Source organism: Methanofollis sp. W23, assembly GCF_017875325.1.
Lineage (GTDB): Archaea > Halobacteriota > Methanomicrobia > Methanomicrobiales > Methanofollaceae > Methanofollis.
The window spans coordinates 305,334-328,437 of sequence record NZ_JAGGMN010000001.1; the positions used below are offsets into that span (position 1 = coordinate 305,334).

General features: G+C 59.8%; 18 protein-coding genes. 11 read left to right on the forward strand and 7 right to left on the reverse strand.

What is annotated here, in order from left to right:
• Positions 1-253: 253 nt before the first annotated feature.
• Together J2129_RS01270 and J2129_RS01275 are read right to left on the reverse strand one after the other, a co-directional pair.
• Positions 254-1,048 (reverse strand): dihydroorotate dehydrogenase electron transfer subunit, encoded by a 795-nt coding sequence (locus J2129_RS01270; RefSeq protein WP_209628862.1) that lies wholly within the window; start codon positions 1,046-1,048, stop codon positions 254-256.
• The gene (locus tag J2129_RS01275; RefSeq protein ID WP_209631213.1) at positions 1,041-1,937 is read right to left on the reverse strand and encodes a dihydroorotate dehydrogenase; all 897 of its coding nucleotides are present in this window, start codon (positions 1,935-1,937) and stop codon (positions 1,041-1,043) included. Before J2129_RS01275 ends, J2129_RS01270 begins: the two co-directional genes overlap by 8 nt.
• Before the next feature lie 51 nt (positions 1,938-1,988).
• On the opposite strand from J2129_RS01275, the gene J2129_RS01280 reads away from it, so the two are divergent.
• From J2129_RS01280 to J2129_RS01315, 8 genes are all read left to right on the forward strand, one after another.
• Positions 1,989-2,855: a lactate dehydrogenase gene (locus J2129_RS01280; protein WP_209628864.1), complete on the forward strand. Its 867-nt coding sequence runs from the start codon at positions 1,989-1,991 to the stop codon at positions 2,853-2,855.
• Positions 2,855-5,311, forward strand: a complete 2,457-nt coding sequence (locus J2129_RS01285; RefSeq protein ID WP_209628867.1) for a DNA-directed DNA polymerase — start codon at positions 2,855-2,857, stop codon at positions 5,309-5,311. The genes J2129_RS01280 and J2129_RS01285 overlap by 1 nt, the downstream gene beginning before the upstream one ends.
• 12 nt (positions 5,312-5,323) lie before the next feature.
• Entirely contained in the window at positions 5,324-5,611 is a 288-nt protein-coding gene (locus J2129_RS01290) for a DUF1294 domain-containing protein (RefSeq protein ID WP_209628868.1), read from the forward strand.
• Between the two features lie 508 nt (positions 5,612-6,119).
• Positions 6,120-7,529 carry a PAS domain-containing protein gene (locus tag J2129_RS01295; RefSeq protein ID WP_209628869.1) on the forward strand — a complete coding sequence of 470 codons (1,410 nt, stop codon included), beginning with the start codon at positions 6,120-6,122 and terminating at the stop codon, positions 7,527-7,529.
• A gap of 429 nt (positions 7,530-7,958) precedes the next feature.
• Entirely contained in the window at positions 7,959-8,951 is a 993-nt protein-coding gene (locus J2129_RS01300) for a TIGR03557 family F420-dependent LLM class oxidoreductase (protein ID WP_209628870.1), read from the forward strand.
• Between the two features lie 49 nt (positions 8,952-9,000).
• Complete coding sequence (locus J2129_RS01305; protein WP_209628871.1) at positions 9,001-9,393, forward strand: cupin domain-containing protein; 393 nt, start codon at positions 9,001-9,003, stop codon at positions 9,391-9,393.
• A 302-nt stretch (positions 9,394-9,695) separates the two neighbouring features.
• Entirely contained in the window at positions 9,696-11,321 is a 1,626-nt protein-coding gene (locus J2129_RS01310) for a hypothetical protein (RefSeq protein WP_209628872.1), read from the forward strand.
• Between the two features lie 296 nt (positions 11,322-11,617).
• On the forward strand, positions 11,618-11,779 hold the full coding sequence (locus tag J2129_RS01315) for a hypothetical protein (RefSeq protein WP_209628873.1): 162 nt from the start codon (positions 11,618-11,620) through the stop codon (positions 11,777-11,779).
• A 523-nt stretch (positions 11,780-12,302) separates the two neighbouring features.
• Here J2129_RS01315 and J2129_RS01320 read toward each other — a convergent pair.
• From J2129_RS01320 to J2129_RS01340, 5 genes are all read right to left on the reverse strand, one after another.
• Positions 12,303-13,283, reverse strand: coding sequence for a hypothetical protein (locus J2129_RS01320; RefSeq protein WP_209628875.1), 981 nt, complete (start codon positions 13,281-13,283; stop codon positions 12,303-12,305).
• A 483-nt stretch (positions 13,284-13,766) separates the two neighbouring features.
• Entirely contained in the window at positions 13,767-14,285 is a 519-nt protein-coding gene (locus J2129_RS01325; protein ID WP_209628877.1) for a flavodoxin domain-containing protein, read from the reverse strand.
• A gap of 22 nt (positions 14,286-14,307) precedes the next feature.
• On the reverse strand, positions 14,308-15,219 hold the full coding sequence (locus J2129_RS01330) for a phosphatidylglycerol lysyltransferase domain-containing protein (protein ID WP_209628879.1): 912 nt from the start codon (positions 15,217-15,219) through the stop codon (positions 14,308-14,310).
• Entirely contained in the window at positions 15,206-15,631 is a 426-nt protein-coding gene (locus J2129_RS01335) for a GNAT family N-acetyltransferase (protein WP_209628881.1), read from the reverse strand. Before J2129_RS01335 ends, J2129_RS01330 begins: the two co-directional genes overlap by 14 nt.
• A gap of 997 nt (positions 15,632-16,628) precedes the next feature.
• Positions 16,629-17,090: a hypothetical protein gene (locus J2129_RS01340; protein WP_209628883.1), complete on the reverse strand. Its 462-nt coding sequence runs from the start codon at positions 17,088-17,090 to the stop codon at positions 16,629-16,631.
• Positions 17,091-17,870: 780 nt separating this feature from the next.
• On the opposite strand from J2129_RS01340, the gene serS reads away from it, so the two are divergent.
• The 3 genes from serS (at position 17,871) to J2129_RS01355 (ending at position 23,072) form a co-directional block, all read left to right on the forward strand.
• Complete coding sequence (gene serS / locus J2129_RS01345) at positions 17,871-19,148, forward strand: serine--tRNA ligase (RefSeq protein WP_209628885.1); 1,278 nt, start codon at positions 17,871-17,873, stop codon at positions 19,146-19,148.
• A 674-nt stretch (positions 19,149-19,822) separates the two neighbouring features.
• Positions 19,823-20,491: a TMEM175 family protein gene (locus J2129_RS01350; RefSeq protein ID WP_209628887.1), complete on the forward strand. Its 669-nt coding sequence runs from the start codon at positions 19,823-19,825 to the stop codon at positions 20,489-20,491.
• A 223-nt stretch (positions 20,492-20,714) separates the two neighbouring features.
• Positions 20,715-23,072: an arylsulfatase gene (locus J2129_RS01355; protein ID WP_209628889.1), complete on the forward strand. Its 2,358-nt coding sequence runs from the start codon at positions 20,715-20,717 to the stop codon at positions 23,070-23,072.
• Positions 23,073-23,104: the final 32 nt, after the last annotated feature.

Below are 23,104 nucleotides of genomic sequence, written 5' to 3' on the forward strand. Positions count from 1 at the left end.
GGGTTGTTCGGTGGGCCCCGGCCCCCTGAACCCCGCCCTGATGGCGATTGGCGTGGGACCGCAGAATGGCAGATCATGAGCGGTCTTGTTCCTTCTCTCTTCAACGATGAACCGTCCCGCTCCTATCCCCACAATACGAGGGTTCAGGTCTCCCGAACCCTCGCCGGATGGCGATAGAGGGGGAAGCGAGAGATCGAAGACAACCGCTCCGCTCTACCCCACCGCGCTCAAAAATAAAAAAAGGAAGTACTGCTCACTCTTCTGTTTTCTTCGCCCACGGGAAGACGACCTTGCTGCCGGTGGCGTCCCGTGCATAGCGCCCGAACTCAGACTCCAGGAGGTCGGCGCCGGTGAAGACCGGACCGTCCCGGCAGACCCGCAGGCCGTGGGGGTCGGTGGCGCACGAACCGCAGACCCCGATCCCGCACTTCATGTAGCGGTGGAGCGAGAACTGGCCGCGGTCGGCGACGCCGGCGGCATGGAGACGTTCGAGCACCTTGAGCATCATGATCTCGGGGCCGCAGACGCATATGTGGTCGTAGTCCTCCAGGTCGATCTCGTCCATCAGGTCGGTGACCACCCCGTGGTGGCCGGCCGTGCCGTCGTCGGTGGCGATCTTCAGGTTGGAGGAGGCGTTGATCACCGGGGCGAAGAGGAGTTCGTCGGCGGTCCGCGCCCCCAGGAGGAAGGTGCTCACCTTCCCCTCCACCGCAAGGTGAAGGAGGGGGGCGGCCCCGACCCCGCCGCCGATGGCCAGGGTCTTGCCGCTCACCGTGAACCCGTTCCCGAGCGGGCCGCGGATCCCGAGGGAGTCGCCGGGCTTGAGCCCAAATATCGCCGTCGTGGCGTCGCCGACCTGCTGGACCGTGATCGAGGTCGCCGAGGAGAGAGCCATCGGCACCTCGTCGACGCCAGGCACCCAGACCATCACGAACTGGCCGGGTGAGGAGGGTATGGCGGGCTCGAAGTAGAAGGTCCGCACCGACGGCGTCTCCTCGACGACCGCCTTGACCGTCACCCGCACCGGGAGCATCGGGAGGTCAGACATGGTGCGCCGCCCCCACGATCTCCTCGGCCGCCACCCCGTCGCCGGAGTACAGCCCGCGTGCGATCTGCTCGAAGACCCGCACATCGTCGACGACCGCGCTTCCGACCTCGACGGCCTGCGCGCCGGCCATCATCATCTCGACGACGTCCTCAGCCGTCGACACCCCGCCGCACCCGATGATCGGGACCGAGCAGGCCTCGTAGAGGTCCCAGACGCACTTCACTGCGATCGGGAAGATCGCCTTGCCAGAAAGCCCGCCGCTCCGGTATCCCAGGACCGGGCGGCGCATCTCGGTGGAGATCCGCATCGCGCGCACGGTGTTGACCGCCACGATCGCGCTCGCCCCGCCCTTCTCGGCGGCCAGGCCGATGGTGGTGATGTCGGTGACATTTGGGGTGAGTTTCACCCAGACCGGCAGGCCATGGGAGGCCACCGCCCGCGTGCACTCGAGCACCATCTCAGGGTCGGTCCCGATCGCCGCCCCATAGCCGGCGGCATGCGGGCAGCTCACATTCAGTTCAAAGCCGCGGGCCGTTCCTGTCCCGGCAAACCATCCGGCGACCTCCTTGAAGTCGTCCGGGTCCTTGCCATAGATGCTCACGACCACAGGATCGTCCTTGAGGGGTTCGATCTCATCCACAAACTCCTTTGAGGGGTTTGGCAGCCCCATCGCGTTGAGCAGCCCGCCCTCGGTCCTGACCAGGCAGGGACCGTGGTGCCCGGGGTTTGGTTCTGGGCCGATGGACTTGGTCACCACGCCGCCCGCCCCGAGCCTGAGCATCCGTTTGAGGGACGCACCGGTCGTCCCGAGCACTCCGGCCGCGAGGAGGAGATGGTTGTGAAGAGCGACCCCGCCGACCGTTATTTCGCCAGGTTGGAGGGTAATCATCCAGAAGAGATTGTGGTTATTTATTATTAGCATACCCATAGAAGAGATCATATGAGCAGCCTCGCAGTGATCGGAACCGGCCGGGTCGGGGGTGAAGTCGCATTTCTCGCCGCAGCATTGGGGCTTGCGGACGAGCTCATACTCTGCGACGCCGTCAAGCCTCTTGAACGCGCGCAGGTTCTTGATATCAGTCATGCCGCCTATGATGTTACCATCGAGACCGATCCCGCCCGCCTGAGGGACGCAGACGTCTGTGTCTTCACCGCAGGACGGCCCCGCACCCCTGACGTGAAGACCAGGGCCGACCTCCTTACCGTCAACCTCCCGGTCCTCGACGACTGCTGCCGGGCGTTGAAGGGGTTCGGGGGCGTCCTGATCACGGTCACCAACCCCATGGACGTGAACAACTATCTCTTCTCCGGCTGTCTTGACCTGGAGCCTTCCAGGTGCGTCGGGTTCGGCGGCCAGCTCGACAGCGCCAGGTTCGCCCTCAGGCTTGCAAAGGAGGGGATCGCGGACACCCCGGCCATGGTCCTCGGCGAACATGGGGAACATCAGGTTCCGGTCTTCTCCAGGTTCGGGACCAAGGTGCCGGTCGAGAAGCGCGAGGCGGTGCTCGCCTCCCTCCGCGGGGCGAGCATGGAGGTGATCAAGGGCAAGGGCGGCACGGCCTTTGGTCCTGCGGCCCATATCACGAGGCTTGCCGATGCGGTCCTTTCCGACCGGCGGGACGAGGTCGTCCCGTGCTCGTGCATCGTCGACGGCGAATATGGTCTCTCCGGCCTCTCCATCGGCCTCCCGGCCAGGGTTGGGGCCGAGGGGATCGAGGAGATCGTCGAGTGGGATCTCGACAAATGGGAGACGGCAAAACTGAACGAGGCTGCCGGCTTCATCAAGAAACTTTGCAGGGACGCGTAATGACGGAAAAACAGGCGACGCTCTTTGGCCCGGCTGAGGCCGGGGCCGGAGCGGGGGGGATCAGGTGTGCGATCAACCAGGTGGAATACAATCTCTCGGGTGTGGGCCCGGTCATCCACGTCTTCGGGCGGGAACCTGACGGCCGTGCGGTCCATATCCAGGTGACCGGGTTCAGGCCGTACCTCTATGCCCCAGCCGAGGAGGTGGCCGACCTGTCCTCTCTCCCTGATGAGGTGACCGATCAGGACGAGGAGGTGTACCGCTCGATCAAGGGCGAGGCCCTGACCAGACTCTATACCCGCAAACCGACTGACGTGCGGAATGTTCGTGACCGTTTCAGTCGCCACTACGAGGCCGACATCCCGTTTGCGACGCGCTACCTCATCGATGCCGGGCTGACCGGGGGGCTCGAGGTCCTGGCCGAGGTCGTCGAGTACACCGAGGTGGCGCCGGCCGAGGTCGACGCCCCGGCCCGTCTCTGTTTCATTGATATCGAGTGCGAGGACGAGCGCGGCTTTCCCGAGACCGAGCGGGACGCGATCATCTGCATCACCTGCTGGGACTCTTTCGAGCAGGACTATACCACCTTCCTCTACCTTGCGGACGGGACGCCCGCCACCTTCTCGGAGACCTGGGAGAAGACGAACGGGTGCCTCTGGAAAGGCGACGCCCGCCACACTCTCTGCCCTTACGAGACCGAAGAAGCGATGCTCCACGCCTTTGTCGCCTATATCAGGGAACGCGACCCCGATATCCTCTCGGGCTGGAACTTCACCGACTTCGACCTCCCCTACATTGTCAAACGGATGAGCGCCCTCGGGCTCAGGCCGACCGACCTCTCCAGGCTCCCTGGCCTGACCGAGCGGACGGCCGTGCGGGGAAGGACGGTCTTTGACCTCCTCACCGCCTACCGCAAACTTCAGCCCAGCCAGAAGGAGTCGTACCGCCTCGATGCCGTCGCCGCCGACGAGGTCGGGGAGCGGAAGGTCCGCTACACCGGGACGATCAGCGACCTCTGGCGGGACGACCCCGAACGGCTCGTCGAGTACAACTGCACCGACGTCGAACTCTGCGTCAAGATCAATGAGAAGAACGACATCGTCGATTTCTACCGGATGATCGCGCGCTATGTCGGCGTCCCCCTCGACCGGACCCTCAACTCCTCCAATGTCATCGACATCTACATCCTGCGCAGGGCCCATGACCGGTTTGTCCTCCCTTCCAAGGGGCATGTCCTGGCCGACGAGTTCGAGGGCGCCACGGTCTTTGAGCCGACGCTCGGCGTGAAGGAGAACGTGGTGGTCCTGGACCTTAAGTCGCTGTACCCGATGGCGATGATGACCATCAACGCCTCGCCTGAGACGAAGGACCAGGCCGGTGAACTGGTCGCCCCGAATGGCGTGCGGTTCAGGCGGCACCCCGACGGCCTCACCAGGACGATCATCTCAGAACTGATGGCCGAGCGCGATTTATTCAAGGCGCGCCGGAACGAGCACCCGTACGGCTCGCCCGAATACCGTCTCCTCGACCTCCAGCAGGGGGTCATCAAGGTGATCATGAACACCTATTACGGGGTCTCGGGCTACTCGCGGTTCAGGCTGTACGACCGGGAGATCGGGGCGGCGGTCACCTCGGTGGGCCGGGCGATCATCAAACACACGCGCGACGTCATCACCTCGATGGGCTACGAGGTGCTGTACGGCGACACCGACTCGTGCATGGTCGAACTCCCGCAGGCCCCCCTCGAAGAGACGATCGCGCGGGCCCGCGAGATCGAGAAACGCCTCAACGAGAGTTATGAGACATTTGCGAAAGAGACTCTCAACGCCGACCAGAACTACTTCTCCATCAAGTTCGAGAAGGTCTATGCTCGCTTCTTCCAGGCAGGCAAGAAGAAACGGTACGCCGGCCACCTGGTCTGGAAGGAAGGGGTCGAAGCGGACACCGTCGACATCGTCGGCTTTGAGATGCGGCGCAGCGACTCCCCGCAGGTCACCCGCAAGGTCCAGGAGGAGGTGATTGCCATGATCCTCAGGGGTGCCCCGCTCGCGGAGGTGAAGACCTATCTCGGCGAGGTGATCAGGACGTACCGCAAGGGGGGGTACTCTCTGGACGAGGCCGGGATCCCTGGCGGGATCGGGAAGGCTCTTGAGGACTACGAGATAAAGGACGCCCATATCAGGGGGGCGATCTACTCGAACACCTATCTTGGCACCGACTTCAAGCGGGGAAGCAAGCCCAAACGGATCTATATCAAACAGGTGACCGGGAAGTACCCGCAGACCGACGTGGTCGCCTTTGAGTACGCCGACCAGGTGCCCCCCGAGTTTGTCGTCGACTGGGAGACGATGCTCGAGAAGACGATCAAGCAACCGATCGCCCGGATCATCGAACCACTGGGATGGACCTGGACCGATGTCGACCCTTCGAGGACGACGCTCTTCGACTTTGCGTGAGGAGAGATGGTGATGATAGAGGGTGTCGGTCTGGTCTTCATACTCTTTGTGCTCCTCAATCTCTACACCGCGTATCTCTTCTGGAGCGACAAGAAGAAGGCGATCGACGGCAGGTGGCGGACTTCTGAGGATATGCTTGTTGCATTCTCGTTCCTGGGACCGTTCGGGGCCTGGTGGGCGATGCAGCACTACCGGCACAAGACGCAGAAGATGAAGTTCAAGTTGGTGCCGGTCTTTGCGCTCCTCCATATGGCGGTGGCGGTGGGGGCGCTGTACCTGGTGCTGGGCGGGGCCTGGTGAGAGGGGGGACCCCATCGGATCGGTGTACCTCTCTCTATTTTCATGCCAGAGGCGTTGCCCTGTCACAAGGAGATGGATCAAAGATCGATCCTTTCACGCCTGATCATCTTCTGGATAATATTCCTGACTGTTCTTCATCAAGAGAGAGGATCATTCGGCCCTGATCCCGATCGGTCTGTCGCCCCCACTTCTCCTCGGTCGTGGGGAGTCTCAGGGGACCTGTCGAGACCTTTGATCATCACGCTCCTCAAGACGAAACAATGGACAGGAACACAGGCCATCGCCGCCCCCCCCATGACCGAGGATAGGCAGGGTCGGCGATGGAACAGGATCCACATCGATTCTCCTATCTTATAAATGAGTGATCAAGCAACGGGAAGTTTTCATCGCGTATGCTTGAGCCCAGGTTCACGCTGGATCCTACAAAGTCCGATCGAAAGGCTTTTCCAGAGCCAAAAAACGATCTCTTTTATTTCTCATACGTGAATGGATCAATTGGTCACCCCCCATGAATCCCTACCAGAACGATGAATTTCAGGACCGATTTCAGATCATCCTCGAATTCCTGAAGAGGCAACACCCGCGGAAGATGTCCATATCCGCCATTGCCAGAGAACTCGAGATGAACCGCGGTTCGGTCTCCAAATATCTTGAAATTCTTCTGTCAAAGGGGTATGTGACAATGGAACCCTTTGGGAGGTCGAAGTTGTTCACCTCATCAAAGCAGATTTTTTATTCCGACCTCCTTGACCGCCTCTCCTTTGCTATTGTGATCCTGGACACCAGTCTGCATGTCGTCACGGTCAACAAGAGTTTTATCACCTTTTTCGAGCTCAATAAAGGGCGAAACATTGTTGGAAACTGTCTCTATGATCTGGGACTGGGCCTCTTTGACGACCAGTCCATCAGGAAAAACATTGAGAGGTTACGGCACCGGGACACCTTTATCACTGAGATGCAGTACATCGACGAGAAAACCAGACAACTATATTTCATCGAGTTCGCCCCGATCATCTCTCAGGTCGGGGACCAGGGGATCATGATCACGTTGCGGGACGTGACCGAGTGGAAGAAGACCGAGGTCGCCCTGAAAAATAGTGAGACGAAGATCAGGACAATTTTTGAGACTGTCCCGAGCGGGATTGTCTTCTTTGGGGACGACGGCACCATCCTCAATGCGAACAAGGCGTCTCTCCATATCCTTGGACTCAGGAACTTTCAAGAACTGAAAAATCAGTCCATTTTCGATATCTCCTGTTATCGGAAAAAATTGCTCGACCTGGTCGGTGCGGGGAAGGTGGCGGAGACCGAATTGGCCTGCGACTTCGATCGGTTACGCCATGAGGACCTGCTCCCGACGACGAAGTCGGGGATTGCATATTTTTATGTGGTTTTTGCACCACTCCTGACCGAAGGAGGCGGCACCCCTCGTGAGTTCGCGATCCTGTTCAGGGACATCACCTCAGAAAAATTGTCTGAGATAGACCTCACCTTCAAGGAGATCAGATACCGGTCGTTCTTTGAGAATGCGTGCAACGGCGTCCTGATCTATGAACCGATCGAGGACGGCAGGGATTACCTCTTCAAAGATATCAACAGGGCGACCGAGACCATCCTCGGGGTTGAGAAAAAGGATCTGATTGGGAAGAAACTCTTTGAAGAATTTCCCGATCTCCCTGACCCCGAGGTGCACGACGCCCTGGTGAGGGTGTTGAAGACGGAGGTGCCTGAGTTCCTTTCCCCCCTTCAGTACAGGAGAGGGAAAGATTCGCCCTGGCTCTCGCACTATATCTTCAAACTCCCATCTGGAGAGATCGCCTCATTTATGGTCGATGTCTCTGAGGAGGTTCGAGAGAAAGTCGCTTCACGGGTACACCCGTGTGATGTTTGTAGAGTGGAAAATTATTGCGATATATAATCATTCCTCTTATTGTTCGTCAATGCTGGGGCATGGCCACTGCCTCCTGATCGTCGGCAATCGCCTCATTCTAAAGATCCCCTGGGAGATCATATCTTTTCGAGTGGGCATAGCGCATGAGGGGAACTGTGCCGGGTACCAGGAGGGATCAGACAGATGGCGTATTGTCGATCAATAATGGGATGATATATATAGGCGCACAGAGAGTTCCCTGTGTGGATGTCATGTCCACATCAAAACAGATCGTAAAGAGCCATATATGGGATAGAATGGCTGTGTCCCTCCCTCTATGCATGTGGTGATGCAGGAGAGCCGTGGCCAGTTCTACACCACCCACGATCTTACCCCTTATGAGGTATCAAAATTTGGGTTTGATCTTTCCTATCCCATATCTGGAGACCTGAACGTGATCTGTTGGAGGTCTAGATTATGGAAACAAAAATTGGCTACTTTGCATCTCTTGAGCAGTATAGGCCCATGGATGCCCTTGAACAGTCGGTACGAGCAGAAAAAGTAGGTTTTGATTCGATCTGGGCAGACGATCACTTCCACCCCTGGTACCATGACAACGCGCAGTCCGCCCAGGCATGGGCGTGGATGGGGGCCGCCCTCCAGGCAACCAAGGATATCTTCTTCTCCACCTGTATCACCTGCCCGATCATGCGGTATAACCCGGCGATTGTGGCCCAGACTTTTGCCACCCTCCGCCAGATGTACCCTGGTCGGGTCGGCGTGGCTGTCGGTGCGGGCGAGGCGATGAACGAAGTGCCGGTCACCGGCGAGTGGCCGACAGTCCCGGAGCGGCAGGAGATGACTGTTGAAGCCGTCGAAGTGATGCGAAAACTCTGGGAGAGCGACACCCCGGTCACCTTCAAAGGCGACCACTTCACGCTCGACAAGGCTTTCCTGTACACCAAACCAGACGATGAGGTTCCCCTCTACTTCAGTGGCATGGGCCCCAAGGGTGCGAAACTTGCTGGGAAGTATGGGGACCACCTCATGACCGTCGCCGCCGATACCAATACCCTCAAGGACGTCACCATCCCGAAATTTGAGGAAGGAGCCCGTGAGGCCGGGAAAGATCCGTCTAAGATGGAGCACGCCATGCTCATCTGGTACTCGGTCGATCCCGACTATGACAAAGCCGTCGAGGGCAACCGGTTCTGGGCAGGGTGTCTTGTCCCTTCCATGTTCAAGTACAAGGTCTATAGCCCGAAGGAAGTCCAGCTCCACGCCAATCTTGTCCACTCCGACGTCATCAAAGAGAACTACATGTGCGCGACCGACGCAGAAGGGATGATCAAAGAGATCGAGCGTTTCAAGGCGGCTGGAATTAATCATTTCTGTCTTGGCAACTCCAGCCCGGACGTGAACTTCGGCATCGACGTCTTCAAGGAGGTCATCCCCGCGGTCAAGGACTGACCTCCTGGTCTCTCTTCTTTTTTAATCTGAATGAGATCAGGTGAATCCCATGGAAAAACCAGATCATGGCGAGGCCTTCGCGAACGGCGCCACCTTCACCCCGACCGGAACGGTCGTCTCCAGGGACGTGTCCTGGATCGAGCACCCTGCATGGCCAGGGGTCGCTCTCAAAGACCTCATGACAAAGAGTGATACCGGTGAAGCGTTCGGGTATCATCTGGTCAGGGTCGATGAGGGGTGCGAGGTCGGTGTCCACGCCCACCCGGACGAGTGGGAATGGAACGGTGTCCTGGCAGGAGAGGGATCCTTCTTCTTTGAGGAACATGAGATTCCCTTCACCACAGGCGCCTCCTTTGTGACACCGCCTGGTGTCGACCATCGAGTCTGTGCCACCGGTGGAGAAGTGCTCCTTCTTGCCCTCTTCATCCCCGGCCCAGGCTGAACGAACATGGGTCGTTGACCCTGTCCTCACACCTCTGACCGCGGTATGGAGTCATGCCAGGGGGACGTGACCCTGCGGCACGTCCCCCTGGTGGCCGTCCCCCGTACCCATTCTATGCCCGAAGGTGCGTCCGGCGGTGCGCGCACGCCCCCGATTTCGAGTTTCTACACATCTCTCATACTCTTGTGAATCCACCCTGACGCCCTCTTTTCCTGGGTTTGAGTGTGGAGATCTCTTTTTTGCTCTGACGTCCCCATCCGAAATTCTCAAAAAACCTCCGGGAAAATAGTAGTGGTCGCCTGATGAGCATAGAACTCCTGATTATCCTGCTGTACCTCGCCCTGATGCTTGCAATAGGCTTTTTTGTCCAGCGCCGGGGTGCGGTCGAGACCTCGAAGGGTTACCTGGTTGCAAACCGGAATGTCGGTCCTCTCCTGATTGGGGGCACCCTTTTTGCCACCTTCTGGGGCGGGGGCACCCTTCTTGGTGGGGCCGGTGCGGCGTACGATGGGCATCTCCTTGCCACCATCGCCGACCCCTGGGCCTCGGGTATCACGCTTCTCCTGATGGCGGCGTTCTTCGTCACCATCTTGCGGAAGATGAAGATCGCCTCGCTGGGGGAGATGTACTATCTCAGGTACGGGATGAAGGGCTCGCTTGTCGCCTCCGTCCTCTCCCTGCCCACCCTTATCTTCTGGACCTCGGTCCAGATCCTGGCCATCGGCAAGATCCTCAACGTCCTCATCGGCCTCCCGGCCATGGAGAGCGCGGTCTTTGCCGGGCTGATCGTGATCATCTACACCTATCTTGGCGGGATGCTCGCGGTGATCATCACCGACAACATTCAGATGGTCCTGATCCTCCTCGGGCTTGCCATCCTCATCCCGACCGGCATCTCCTATGTCGGTGGGCTCGACGCCCTTGCGGCCAACACTCCCGAGGACTTCTGGTCGGTCCTCCCTGACGACGCCTCGCCGAGCGGGATCGGGTGGACCCTCACCGGGATCATGGCCTGGTTTGCGGCCTGGTGCGGGATGGGTCTTGGGAGCCTTGCCTCTCTGGACATCTCGCAGCGGGTCTTCTGTGCACGGGACGATAAAGCGGCCAGGCAGGGACTTCTCTTCGGGACCGGACTGTACTGGGTCGCGGGCCTCGGCCCCATCGTCCTTGGCCTGGTCGGGATCGTGATGGTGAACACCGGGCTCATCGACGGGGCGCTCCTGGCGCAGGACCCCGAACTGATCGTCCCCTACCTTGCCAAGACCCTTCTTTCCCCCTGGATGATGGCCCTCTTTGTCGGCTCGCTGGTGGCGGCGATCATGTCCACGGCGAGTTCGGCGATCTTTGCCGCGGCGGCGGTCATCTCGACCAACTTCATCCACGGGGCGGTCTCGGACCGCAGGCACCAGGAGCGGAGGGTGCTGCGGATCACCAGGCTCCTGGTCGTCGCCATCGGTCTGCTCTGTATCGGGATCAGTTTCACCGCTACGGGAGTCTATGACCTGATGATCTTCGGGTTCACACTCCTTTTTGCCTGTCTCTTCTGGACGGTGGTCTGCGGGCTCTTCTGGAAGCGGGCGAACGCACCCGGGGCGATCGCCTCGATGCTTGGCGGGTTCGTCACCACCCTTGTCGGGATCGCCGCCCTCTCTCTTCAGGAGGGGGCGTTCACGCTTGTCCCGCCCGACAACGAGTGGACGGTCTTTTTCACCTTTGTCCCGACGGCGGTGGCAGGGGTGGCGATGGTTGTCGTCTCGGTCCTGACCCAGACCTCCCACCCGCCGGTGCCGCTCAGGGATACCGACGGCAATGTCCTGAAATGGCCCGAACTTGCCGAGCAACCGGTGATTGTCAGGCGTGAGCCGGACGGCTGCCCGGTGGCCGCGGTGGCGGTGGGGGGCACACCGCATGCCCATGAAGAGGAGTGACCCCTCCTCTCTATTTTTGGGCGTTTAGGGCGTGGAGAATCACTTCGCTGTACTCTCGCACCGGTGAGAGACCTCCCGGAACCTTCCATGCGAGGAAAGGCGGGGTGGCACGATTGTTCGGGTTCTGTTTGCTCAACTCACACCTGCCTTCCCGGCTCAATCTTCATCCCTGGGAAACGGGTGAGAGCACGTTTGAGAGGGCCCGGAGGTCTTTGCGGTGCGACTGAAAGGAGCATAAGAAGATCTCTGACCTCAGGAGAGCCCCAGGCACGAAGGTGCGGGGAGGCAGGTGCGTCATGTTCAACCAGGAATTGGGAATGGGTTCTCCTGAACCATTTTCTCTGGAGATCATACCAGAATCTCCGGTCCTCCCTGGGGAGAAGATAGTGACGGATGATGATGGAGAGAACCCGCCAGGCAAGGGTTTAGATCCAAATGATCCCGAAGATTTTGCATGAGGATTTGATCACACCAGGTTCTCTCATGACTGATATCTTTTAGAAAGATACGGCCTCCTCCTATCTTCATCCTGGGGTCAGGGGGTAGCGAATGATAATGAGTTCGAGAAAATCTTTGATTTTCAGGGAAGATAGGGGAAGGCGTGATGATCAGGCGGCCGCTCCCATCGCAGGTTTTCACCGCCATCTTGCACTGGGGGGTGACTCGGAACACCTGCGTATCCTCCTGCTTGTTATCACTCGCATCTCGAAGATCGGCTCTGTAGAAACCCTCTGGATCTCTCTCTGGCGGGGGGCCTGGCCGTTCGAAAATTGGAAATTATCTCAAGCTCGCTGGCGCTCGCCCCCCCCAACCCCCCCACCTCACGAGGTCGTGGACGGCAGTCTTTCTTCAGGGAAGTCGAATATGCCTTCCCCGGCCCTATCATCATCCGGGGGCAGGGCCCCCGGCACGAAGAGGTGGAAAGGTGGGTGAGTCATGCTCACACCAGGAATAGGCGAGGGGTTCTACAGAGCCATTTCTTCAGGTGCTCGCGTGTTCAGAGAGGTCGTAGAGGTAGACGTCGCGGTTTCCATTCCTCTCGTCGGTCCAGACGATGAGGTCGCCGCTGATCGCCGGTTCGTACTGGTCGGCCTTGTCGTCGGTGACCTGCTCCTCCTCTCCAGTTCCGAGGTCATAGAGGTAGACGTCGCGGTTCCCATTCCTCTCGTCGGTCCAGACGATGCGCTCGCCGCTGATCGCCGGTTCGTACTGGTCGGCCTCGTCGTCGGTGACCTGCTCCTCCTCGCCGGTGGCGAGGTCGTAGAGATAGATGTCGCGGTTCTCGTTTCTCGTGTCGGTCCAGACGATGAGGTCGCCGTCAAATGCCGCCTCGTACTGATCGGCCTCGTTGATGGTGAGTCTGGTCTCCTCCCCGGTGGTGAGGTTGCCAAGATAGATGTCGGCGTTCCAGTACCTGGTGTCGGTCCAGACGACCCGGTCGCCGGAGAGTGCAGGATACCCCTGGAAAGGAATGCTCTCGGTGACCGGCGTCTCGTTGCCCATGCGCAGGTCGAAGAGATGGACATTGACATTGAGGGTCCGCACGTCGGCCCAGGCGATCCGCTCACCCTCGACCACAGGGTCGCCCTGGACGCCAGGGTCGTCGGTGACCCTGGTCTCTTCGCCGGTTCTGAGGTTGTAGAGATAGATGTCCTCCTTCCCATGGCGGGTGTCGGCCCAGACGACCCGCGTCCCGGAGATGACAGGGCTGTACTGCCTCTCTGGCCCGTCGGTGACCCGGGTCAGGTTCCCGCTCGTGAGGTTGTAGAGATAGATGTCCTCGTTCCCGTTGCGCGTGTCGGTCCAGACAATGCGGTCGCCCTCGACCGCCGGCATATATTGGTCGGCCTCGTCGTCGGTGACCTGCCGCTCGACTTCCTCCATCCCAGTTGCCTGCATGGCAAGCAATGCTGCAGGTACCAGGACGAGCACCGCGATAATCATGTATCGTCTTCTCATCATCGTCCCCCCCGTATTCATGATCAAAAGAGAGCGTAATTGGGCTTCAGAGACCTGGAGTCCCGGCCCGGTCCCTCTCTCCTGGTCCGCCCTATGCGATGCCGAAAAATAAAGGTTGGGTTCTATGGCTTTGTAAAATCCGGCATGAACCCCCCGCTCACGCATACGCGATGAAAATATTTGTAGGTCGAACCGAAGTGCCGTCTCTGCCTCATCGTGGTCCTGGGCCCCGGTAGAAGCGAGCGTGAGAAAGCCGGAGGCGTTCGAAGAAATCCAGGCGAGAAGATATGGGTGCCCCTCTCTCTCAATCGCAACAGAGGAACAGGAAAATAGTGTTCAATCAACGCCCCCCGACCCCCAGGTAAAGAGGGGGCCGGAAAGGCAGAGTGGATGACTATGACGAGAGTGCCGCCATCCATTGCCTCTCTTCGAAGCCATCCCCTCGCACCCTGTGGAGGGGCTCTACAAAGTTGTTATGTCTACGTTTCAGGCCTGCTCTTCGAGAGTGAAGAGGACCGAGGGCAGGGCCCTGGCCCAGTTCCTGATCGCCGTCCAGTCCCTGGCGTCTCCAGGGGCGGCCCTGGCCATCTTCATGATCTGGAGGTCGCTCGTGCTCATCCCTTCGGGGTCGAACTTCCCGGCAAAGGTCCCCTCAGTCTGGGGGTGAACGTACATCCGCAACTCGTTCATCGAGGCCCTGGCTGATTTCCTGATCAGGTCGCTCTCCTCTTTCATCGAATACCCGACTGCAAAGGCGGCGAGCGGACGCTCGTTCAACTCGACCCTGAAGTGCTTGGCCAGGTCGACCGCCTCAGGGAGCCACTTGCCCATATAGATCGGGCTGCCGGCGACGACGGCGGCGTAGGGCGTGACGTCCTCGACCTCCATCACGTTTATGCAGTCGACCTCATAGCCACGATCCCTGATCTCGTCTGCGATGACCCGGGCAATCTCCTCTGTCGAGCCGTACCTGCTCGCGTATGCCACTAATATCCTCTCAGTCATGCTCCACTCCATATCGACGCATTCATAGATGTCTCTTTTCCAGGTCGGTGCGTCGGGCGGTATGGACCCTGGCCATGTGATGGGGGTGATAGCGCAGTTTTGCCTCTCGCAGCCCAGGGATCCCGAGGTCTGACTCGCGGTTGAGGTAAGGGTAGCGCCCGGCCAGGCTCAGGGCGGTCTCCTGGTTGACGGCCTTGTAGATCCCTTCGCAGTCAGGGAGCCCCTTCTCGAAGTGGACCACCGCCGTCTCCTCGTTGAGACGGTCGTACAGGGCGCACCCGGCGATCGTGTCCTCGACCCGCACCGCGATCCCTTCGAGTCCGAGGTCCTCGAAATGCGTGATCGCATAGTGCAGGGCGGTCTTCTCCTCGGCAAGGACGGGCGAGTCGTCGCAATGGCGCCACTCGCACCAGCGCTCCAGGAACTCGACCACCTCGTCGAGGAGGGGCGGGGTGACCGCCTCGACCGCAGGGCCACACTCGCGCCTGAAACGGTTGAGATGTTTTCTGATGGTGAGGTAGCCTCTGCCATGGAGTGCGGCGAGGTCTTCTGTGCGGTACACATAGTCGGCAAAGTCCCGGTCTGGGCTGAGGGGAAGGGCGGGGCACAACGAGCGCACCTTGTCGAGGGTGGCGTCGTCGAAGAGGTAATATGCCACCTTCCCGCCCTCCCGCGCCGCAAGGTCGAGGACGGCCTCGAGGGCTTCGTGGTCAGAGGGGCCGATGGGGCCGCGGAACGAGCGTTCCCCCTGGACCGTGCTCATGATCACGACCCCCTCGCCGAGGCGGGCATACTCGTAATGGGCATAGTGGTTCCAGCAGAGCATCGTGGTGAAGCTCAGGTCTGAGTGCACCGGCGGGTGGCGGCGGTACAGGTCGGCAAAGACTGTCCGGTCGCCTGGAGTGACCGGCCTGAACTCGTCAATAGAGATCATCTTCCTCCCTCAGGAGCATCGGGACGTGCCCTGTCATCCTGGCAAACCCGTGGCGTTGATAAAATGCAACCGTGCCTGGCTGGGCGATGAGCCCGATCCAGGTGAGACCGTGGGATGTGCAGAAGGTGACCAGAGTCTTTACGATGGCGTCCCCGATCCCATAGCCCCTGTACTCGGGGAGGACGATGATGTCCTGGAGATAGGCGTCAGAGCACCCGTCCGAGATCGCCCGCCCCATCCCTACGGCCCGTTCCCTGTCGACGGCGACGACAAAGCAGAAACTTCCCTTGATGAGGGGGGGGATCCCGTGGGCCGTCCACTCCTCCTTCCACCACTCGCCCGCACGGTAGAGCCCGACGATCTCCTCGGCGTCCCAGGCCCTGACGGTCCTGAGAGTGATCCCGGAGAGCATGCACTCCCCTTGCTTTGATCCTATATAGAGACCGCGGGGGGAGAGCGGGACAGGTGACGATGAGGCAGGCCCGGTCCCCCCGCCATCATCTCTATCTGTCTTCAAGAAGGGGGGCTGTATTAATCGCGGCAGGACATCTGGAAGATCTGGTTTTTCCGCTCTCCCGGGCGCGCCACACACATACAATGGGTGAAGCCTCCTACAAACCCCCAGAACGAGAATGACTGGAGAGTTCAGAGAAAAAAAGGGTGATCTGTTCATCTCCTGGTTCTGTAGAAGTGAGCATGACCTCCGGGCTCACGCATACAGGATGAAAAAATATCGGCTTTGGAGAAATCCTCTTGATGAATCTCTCTGGCAGGGGGCGGCGTCCCCGGCCAGAGGGGTAGGAAGGCGGGTGACACACGTCTCCCCCACACAAGAGGGGAGGGGTTCTACAGGGCCAGAGTATCATCTCAGACCTGGATCGATCTCCGACCCTCATCTATTTTGTTCAAGGAGCGGATCGAAGTCGAGCACCATGCCGCCGATCCATCAGAAATATATTCTATCCTCTGCATGTCGGCTCCAACGTGATATGGTGAGTTCAAACACTCATGCAAACCTGAAGAGAGGATCGTCAGGATCATCTTCATGGAGGACATCCCAGCACTCTTCCCTTCTTCGTTGCCCAACCATGCCTTCCCTCCCCACCGCGCCGGGGGCGTTGCCCCCGGACCCCCTGGATGGCGATAGAGATGGGAAGGCAGAGCGATGATCGTGAAGACGGGCACCCCACGACACTCTTCATGGGGGGGCATTCGCCCCTGGCGAGAAAGTGTAGGAAGGTGGCAAGAATAGGAGAGGGAGAGAGTATCTACAAAACTTATAGAGATAATCTTCATGACCATTTTCAGAGTAAATCCTCTTGATTCTTCTCTTCGACGCGGGACGACGAACTCCCGCCAGAGAGGTCCATCAAGGGGATTTTTATAGGCCCCATCTCCAGGGATTTTTTTCAGTCCTCTTTTTTCCAGGAGAACATCGGGAACATCGGTTTGAGGGGATCGGTCTCATCAAGGGCCGAGAGTCGCACGGTCTGGCTGTGCCTCTGGCCGCTGCTGTTTGTATATGAGACGGCCGCCTTCAGTTCGGTGGCCATCGACGAGAGTGGATGAGTGTAGGTCTCGTCGATGCCGAGTTCAGGGATGTCGAACTCGATGTTCATCGGGACAAGGGCGATATGAATTTCCTTTGCCGGAGCGTTCCCGCCATTTGTGACGATCACCGACTTTGCATCATCAGAGAGATAGCATGAGACTTCGGGGAGGTCTCTGGTCTCCTCCATGATATAGAGGCACATCGCCAGGGTTCCAAGAACGATAATAAGCAAGGCCCCGATAAAGAGGTGCTGGGCGAGGATGAGGACGCCGCCGATGACCACGCCTGCACCGAGTATGACTGCAGGGACACGTACCATATCATGGAATTGGTCTGAGGAGATATAATAGGATAGGAATTGGATGCAGGGTTCTCTTGTTGAAGTGCCCTGTAATGACTCTGTAGAATCTGGCATGAGCCTTTGGGTTCACGCATATGGGATGAAAATTTCTTGTCATGTGGTCTCTCTTTTTCAAGCCTGAAGAGCAGGTGAGGATCGGCTGTGTAGAATGAGCATGAGGCGAGAACACGCCTCACGCATACTGGACGAACATTTTTCGTTGCTGGATTATTCTTTTTTAAGACCGGAGAATTGGAGAGGATCGTGTTCCATCGCCGCCCCCACCTCTCTTCGTCGTGGGTGGGTCCCCCCCGGTGCGAGACGGCGGGGAAGACTCTACGATGAGGGCGGGACGTCGGATCATCATACCTTCCCATATCCTTGCGTCAGGGGCGCGGCTCCCACCAGGAAGAGGTGAGGCTCTCTACAGAGTCCTATAATGTCAACTCTCTACCAATTCTGTTCATGACTGCGCGTGCCCGGAGTCTGACTCATGCTCGGCTCTGGTCGACAGCGAAACCCTACAAATTGTTCTCACCTTCTTCTGGTCGTCCTCCCACTGTGTGATGGATGGCCCGGGGGTATGCATCTCCGGCCGCCTTCTCTCAAGCAAGAGAGGAAGACTGAGAGGAGATATTGATCCTATTTTATCCGGGGCAGTCCCCTCCGGGCAACCCTCAAGTTCTCTCGCATCCAAACTGATCAGGACAGGAAAGAATCAATTTATGAATTCAGCGCACCAGAGGGAGAGAGAAGACAATGCTTGAGTTGAAGTTCATCAGGGATCATCCTGAGGTCGTGAGGGCCGACCTCACGAAGAGGGGAGACGAGGAGAAACTTGCATGGCTCGACGACCTGCTGGAGAAGGACCGGCGGAGCCGCGAGATCCAGACTGAGGTCAACCGGATGCGGAGCCGGCGCAACAAGATCGGCCGCGAGATCAATGCCGCCAGGAAGGCGGGCGAGGACATCGCGCCCCTCCTCGAAGAGGCGTCCACCCTCCCGAAGGTGATCAAGGAGGCCGAGACCGAACTCGACGCGATCGACGAGCGGGTCCATTTCTATCTGATGCGGATCCCCAATATCCTCCACGAGAGTGTCCCGGTCGGCAAGGACGACACCGAAAACGTCGAGGTGAAGCGGTGGGGTGAACTGAAGGTTCCGGCGTTCGAGTTGAAGAACCACGGCGCCCTCGCGGTCGAGCATGACTGGGCCGACTTCGAGCGTGCGGTCAAGATCTCAGGGGCCGGGTTCTACTTCCTCAAGGGCAACCTCGTCCTCCTGGACATGGCGCTGCAGCGCTATGCCCTCGACATGCTGATGGAGCGCGGCTACACTCCGGTCTCGCCCCCGTACATGATGAACCGGGCGGCGTACGAGGGGGTCACCGACCTCGCCGACTTCGAGAACGTGATGTACAAGATCGACGGCGAGGACGAGTTCATGATCGCCACGAGCGAGCACCCGATGGCGGCGATGTACAAGGACGAGATCTTCGAGGAGAAGGACCTCCCCCTGAAGTACGCCGGGATCAGCCCGTGTTTCAGGCGCGAGATCGGCGCCCACGGGCTCGACACGAAGGGGCTCTTCCGTGTCCACCAGTTCACGAAGGTCGAGCAGTTCATCTATTGCAAGCCTGAAGACTCGTGGCAGTACCATGAAGAACTCCTGGCCAATGCCGAGGCGTACTTCCAGGCCCTGGGCCTCCCGTATCATGTCGTCAACATCTGCACCGGCGATATCGGGACGGTGGCGGCGAAGAAGTACGACATCGAGGTCTGGATGCCTCGCGAGGAGCAGTACCGCGAGGTGGTCTCGTGCTCGAACTGCACCTCGTACCAGGCGGTGGGGCTCAACATCAGGGTGCGCGACGCCTCTGACTTCACCTCCAAGCACCCGGTCCACACTCTCAACAGCACGGCGGTGGCGACCTCCAGGACGATCAGGGCGATCCTCGAAAACTATCAGCAGGAGGACGGCTCGGTCGTGGTGCCCGAGGTGCTCAGGAAGTACATGGGCGGCATCGAGACGTTGTAAGACTGAATATTCCTTTCTTTTTTTGGCTCTGTAGAATTTGGCATGGGACGAGAGGGCGTCTCAAACATATGTGATGAAAATTTCCTGTTGAAGTCATCCCAAAACTCTCCAGCCCTCTTCCTCACCGATGCATTCATCGCCTTCCCTCATCACCGCGCTGGGGGCTCTGCCCCCAGACCCCCGGGATGGCGATAGGGACGGGAAGGCAGCGAGAAGCCATGAAGAGGGGCGGCACGCCCCCAGGCGGAGGATAGGGTTTGGAATTCTTGGAAAGAAGCACGTCGGTTCGAGGGGATGTTCACCCTAAGAGTGTTTTGGGATATGCTCTTTTTTAAGACAGGATGAATCAGTGAGGATCGTGTTCCCATAGCCGCCCCCCGGCGCGAGACGGCGGGAAAGATTCTGCACTTGAGGGCGGCACGTCTGATTAATCCATCACCCCTTCCCCCATTTTCTCGCGGGGGGCGAGTGCCGCCCCGACCCTGGGGGATGAAGAGAGGGCCGGGAAGGCACCATCGATGACCATGAGGAGCGTATTGCCGTCTCCAGTCGAAGAGAATCATCGAGAGGATTTCTATGAGATCATACTCCCCTCTCTTTTTTCGATCCCTCCCACCGGCGATCCAAATAATTTTGAGTTCTGCTCCCCATCATCCCGGCGGGGACGGTGAATAATGGGCCGCCGCGACGAGGGGGAGAAGAGACCGGGCCGGAGCCGCCTGACCGACGTGCTCCCCGCCGACCGGTTGAACGCCTTTGCCGACGGGGTGTTTGCGATCGTCATCACGCTCCTCGTCCTCGAACTCCCGGTGCCGGAGGGCGGCGAGGCCCTGGTCCCGGCGCTCCTGGAGGCATGGCCCGACTTCCTCGCCTATGTGATCAGTTTTGTATTCATCGGCGGGTTCTGGATGACGCATGCGTCCATCACCCGCCTGACCGCCGAGGAAGACGAGGTCACGTTCCGCCTCACCCTGATGACGCTCTTCTTCGTCTCCTTCCTGCCGTTCACCACGAGGCTGATGGCCGGCCACCTCGTCGGGGCGGGTTCGCACCTCTCGGTCCTCGTCTACGGCCTGGACCTCCTCGTCGCCTCGGTCCTGCTGAGCGCGATCATGCGTTACCTTGCGTGGCGCCCCGAACTGCTCGTCGACGGGCTTGCCGAGGATGATTTCCGTCTCATGGAGAGACGGCGACGGTCAGGTATCGTCTCCAATGGGATCGGGGTGCTGCTCGCCCTCTTCCTCCCGCCGGCGGCGGTCGTGGTGTACATTGCGGTGGCGTTCTTCTTCTTTGTCCAGCCATTTTTCTATAAACGGATCCTCAGACGGTCTCGGGAGAGGTGAGCAGAGGACGGCGTGGAGATCTGCACCAACCCCTCCTCCGCCATCTGGGAATACATATAAATCCGCCGACATATAGGCGCTGACCAGTGTCCGCCAGAAGAACCCGCTTTGCGGAGGGTTCGACGTTTCTTCTGGCCGATTTGATCACATGATCCCTGCAGGCGGGAGAGCGCACTCCAGGACACACGGGCAGAGGATGGAAACTAAAAGGAGGTTGGATAAAATGGTACAGAAACCGGAGAAAACAGGGCGGGAACTTCTCCCGATCCCCGATATCCAGGTTGCGGGAAAGATGGCGCTGGACGCGCGGAACGCTGAATTCCCCCCCATAAAACCGCTTCGGCCGCCTAAAGGCGCTCCCAATGTGGTCGTCGTCCTGATCGACGACATGGGGTTTGGTGCGCCAAGTGTGACCGGCGGCCCCTGCCAGATGCCGGCCATGGAAAAGGTCGCCGGAGACGGGCTGCTCTACAACCGCTTCCACACCACCGCACTCTGTTCGCCCACGCGTGCGGCGCTGCTGACCGGCCGCAACCACCATTCGGCGGGGATAGGCTCGGTCTGTGAAGTCGCCACCGGTGCGCCGGGCAACGACAGCGTCCGCCCCAACAGCGTCGCCACCATTGCCGAGGTCCTGCGGCTCAACGGCTACAGCACCGGGTGTGTGGGCAAGGCACACCAGACGCCGACCTGGGAGGTCAGCATGTCGGGTCCCTTCGACCGCTGGCCTACAGGCGAAGGCTTCGAGAAGTTCTACGGTTTCGTGGGCGGTGAGACCAACCAGTGGTCGCCCACCCTGTACATGAACAACATCCCTGTCGAGCCCTGGGGCACGGCGGAGGAGGGCTACCACTTTTCAGAGGATATCGTCGACAAGGCCATCGCCTGGGTCCGCGGGCTGCAGGTCATGACCCCGGACAAGCCTTTCTTCCTCTACGTCTCGTTCGGCGCCACCCATGCCCCGCATCATGTCCCGCAGGAGTGGATCGACAGATATCGGGGCAGGTTCGACAGGGGCTGGGACACCGTGCGGGAAGAGACCCTGGCCGCCATGAAGGCCCGGAGCATCGTGCCGCCCGACACCGAACTGACCCCCCGGCCCGAAGGAGTGGCGGCCTGGGACGACCTGAACGAGACCCAGAAGAGGGTCTACGCCCGCCTGATGGAGGCGTATGCGGGCTTTGCCGAGCACACCGACGCCCAGGTGATGCGCCTGATCGAGACCCTCGAGGAGATGGGTGTCTATGACGACACCCTCTTCATCTACATCGCCGGCGACAACGGCGCCAGCGCTGAGGGCGGGCTTGACGGCACCTTCAACGAACTGATGGCTTTAAACGGCATTCCGCAGGTGCTGGAAGACGTGCTTCCAAGGTTGGACGATGTCGGCGGGCCGAAGGCCTTCAACCACTACCCGGTCGGCTGGGCGCACGCCATGAACTGTCCCTACCAGTACACCAAGCAGGTGGCGTCGCATTTCGGCGGTACCCGCAACGCCATGGCCGTCAGCTGGCCCGAGGGCATCACGGCCAGGGGCGAGATCCGCCGGCAGTTCCATCACGTCATCGACATCGTGCCCACCATCCTGGAGGTGGCCGGGCTGCCCGAACCCTACATGGTCAACGGCATCGCCCAGAAGCCTCTGGAGGGGGTCAGCATGGCCGACTCGTTCGACGACCCGGACGCCGAAGAGCGGCACCTGACCCAGTACTTTGAGATCTTCGGCAACCGCGGGATCTATCACGAGGGCTGGACGGCCGTGACCCATCACAGTACGCCGTGGCTCACGCGTGAGTGGCCTTCGTTCGATGCGGACGACTGGGAACTCTACGACACCACCAAAGACTGGAGCCAGGCCCGCGACCTCTCGAAGGAGATGCCCGACAAACTGCGCGAGTTGCAGTACCTGTTCATGATCGAGGCGGCCCGGTACAACGTTTTCCCGCTCGACGATCGGCGCTACGAGCGTTTCAACGCCGCCGTCGCCGGACGCCCTGACCTGCCAGGCGGCCGCACGACCATGACCTTCTACCCGGGCATGACCCACCTGATGGAGAACACCGTGCTCAACATCAAGAACCGCTCGCACACTGTCACCGCCGAGGTGGAAGTCACTGAAGGCAGGACGGACGGCGTGATCGTGGCACAGGGCGGGCGTTTTGCCGGGTGGGCACTCTATGTCAGGGACGGCGCGGCCAGATATGTCCACAACTTCTTCGACTTTGATTACTACTACGTAAAAACGTCCGAGAAACTGCCCGCCGGCACGGTCACCATCCGCTATCACTTCGCCTTCGACGGCGGCAGACCCGGGGCCGGCGGCACCGGGATGATCTATGTCAACGACAGAAAGGTCGGGGAAGGGCGCATCGAGAAGACCGTGCCCTTCGTCTTCTCCGCCGATGAGACGATGGATATCGGTTCTGATCTGGCCATGCCGGTCACCGATGACTATCCTGAGGGTGCGGCGAACAGGTTCCAGGGCAAGATCCACTGGGTGCGTATTGATCTGGAAGAGGACGAGGTCAGCCGTCTCGAACCGGAGGAGCAAAAATACCACCGCATGATGGCGCGGCAGTAGGAGGGGAGGCAGGAAGGGGGGCCGGGAGCGGC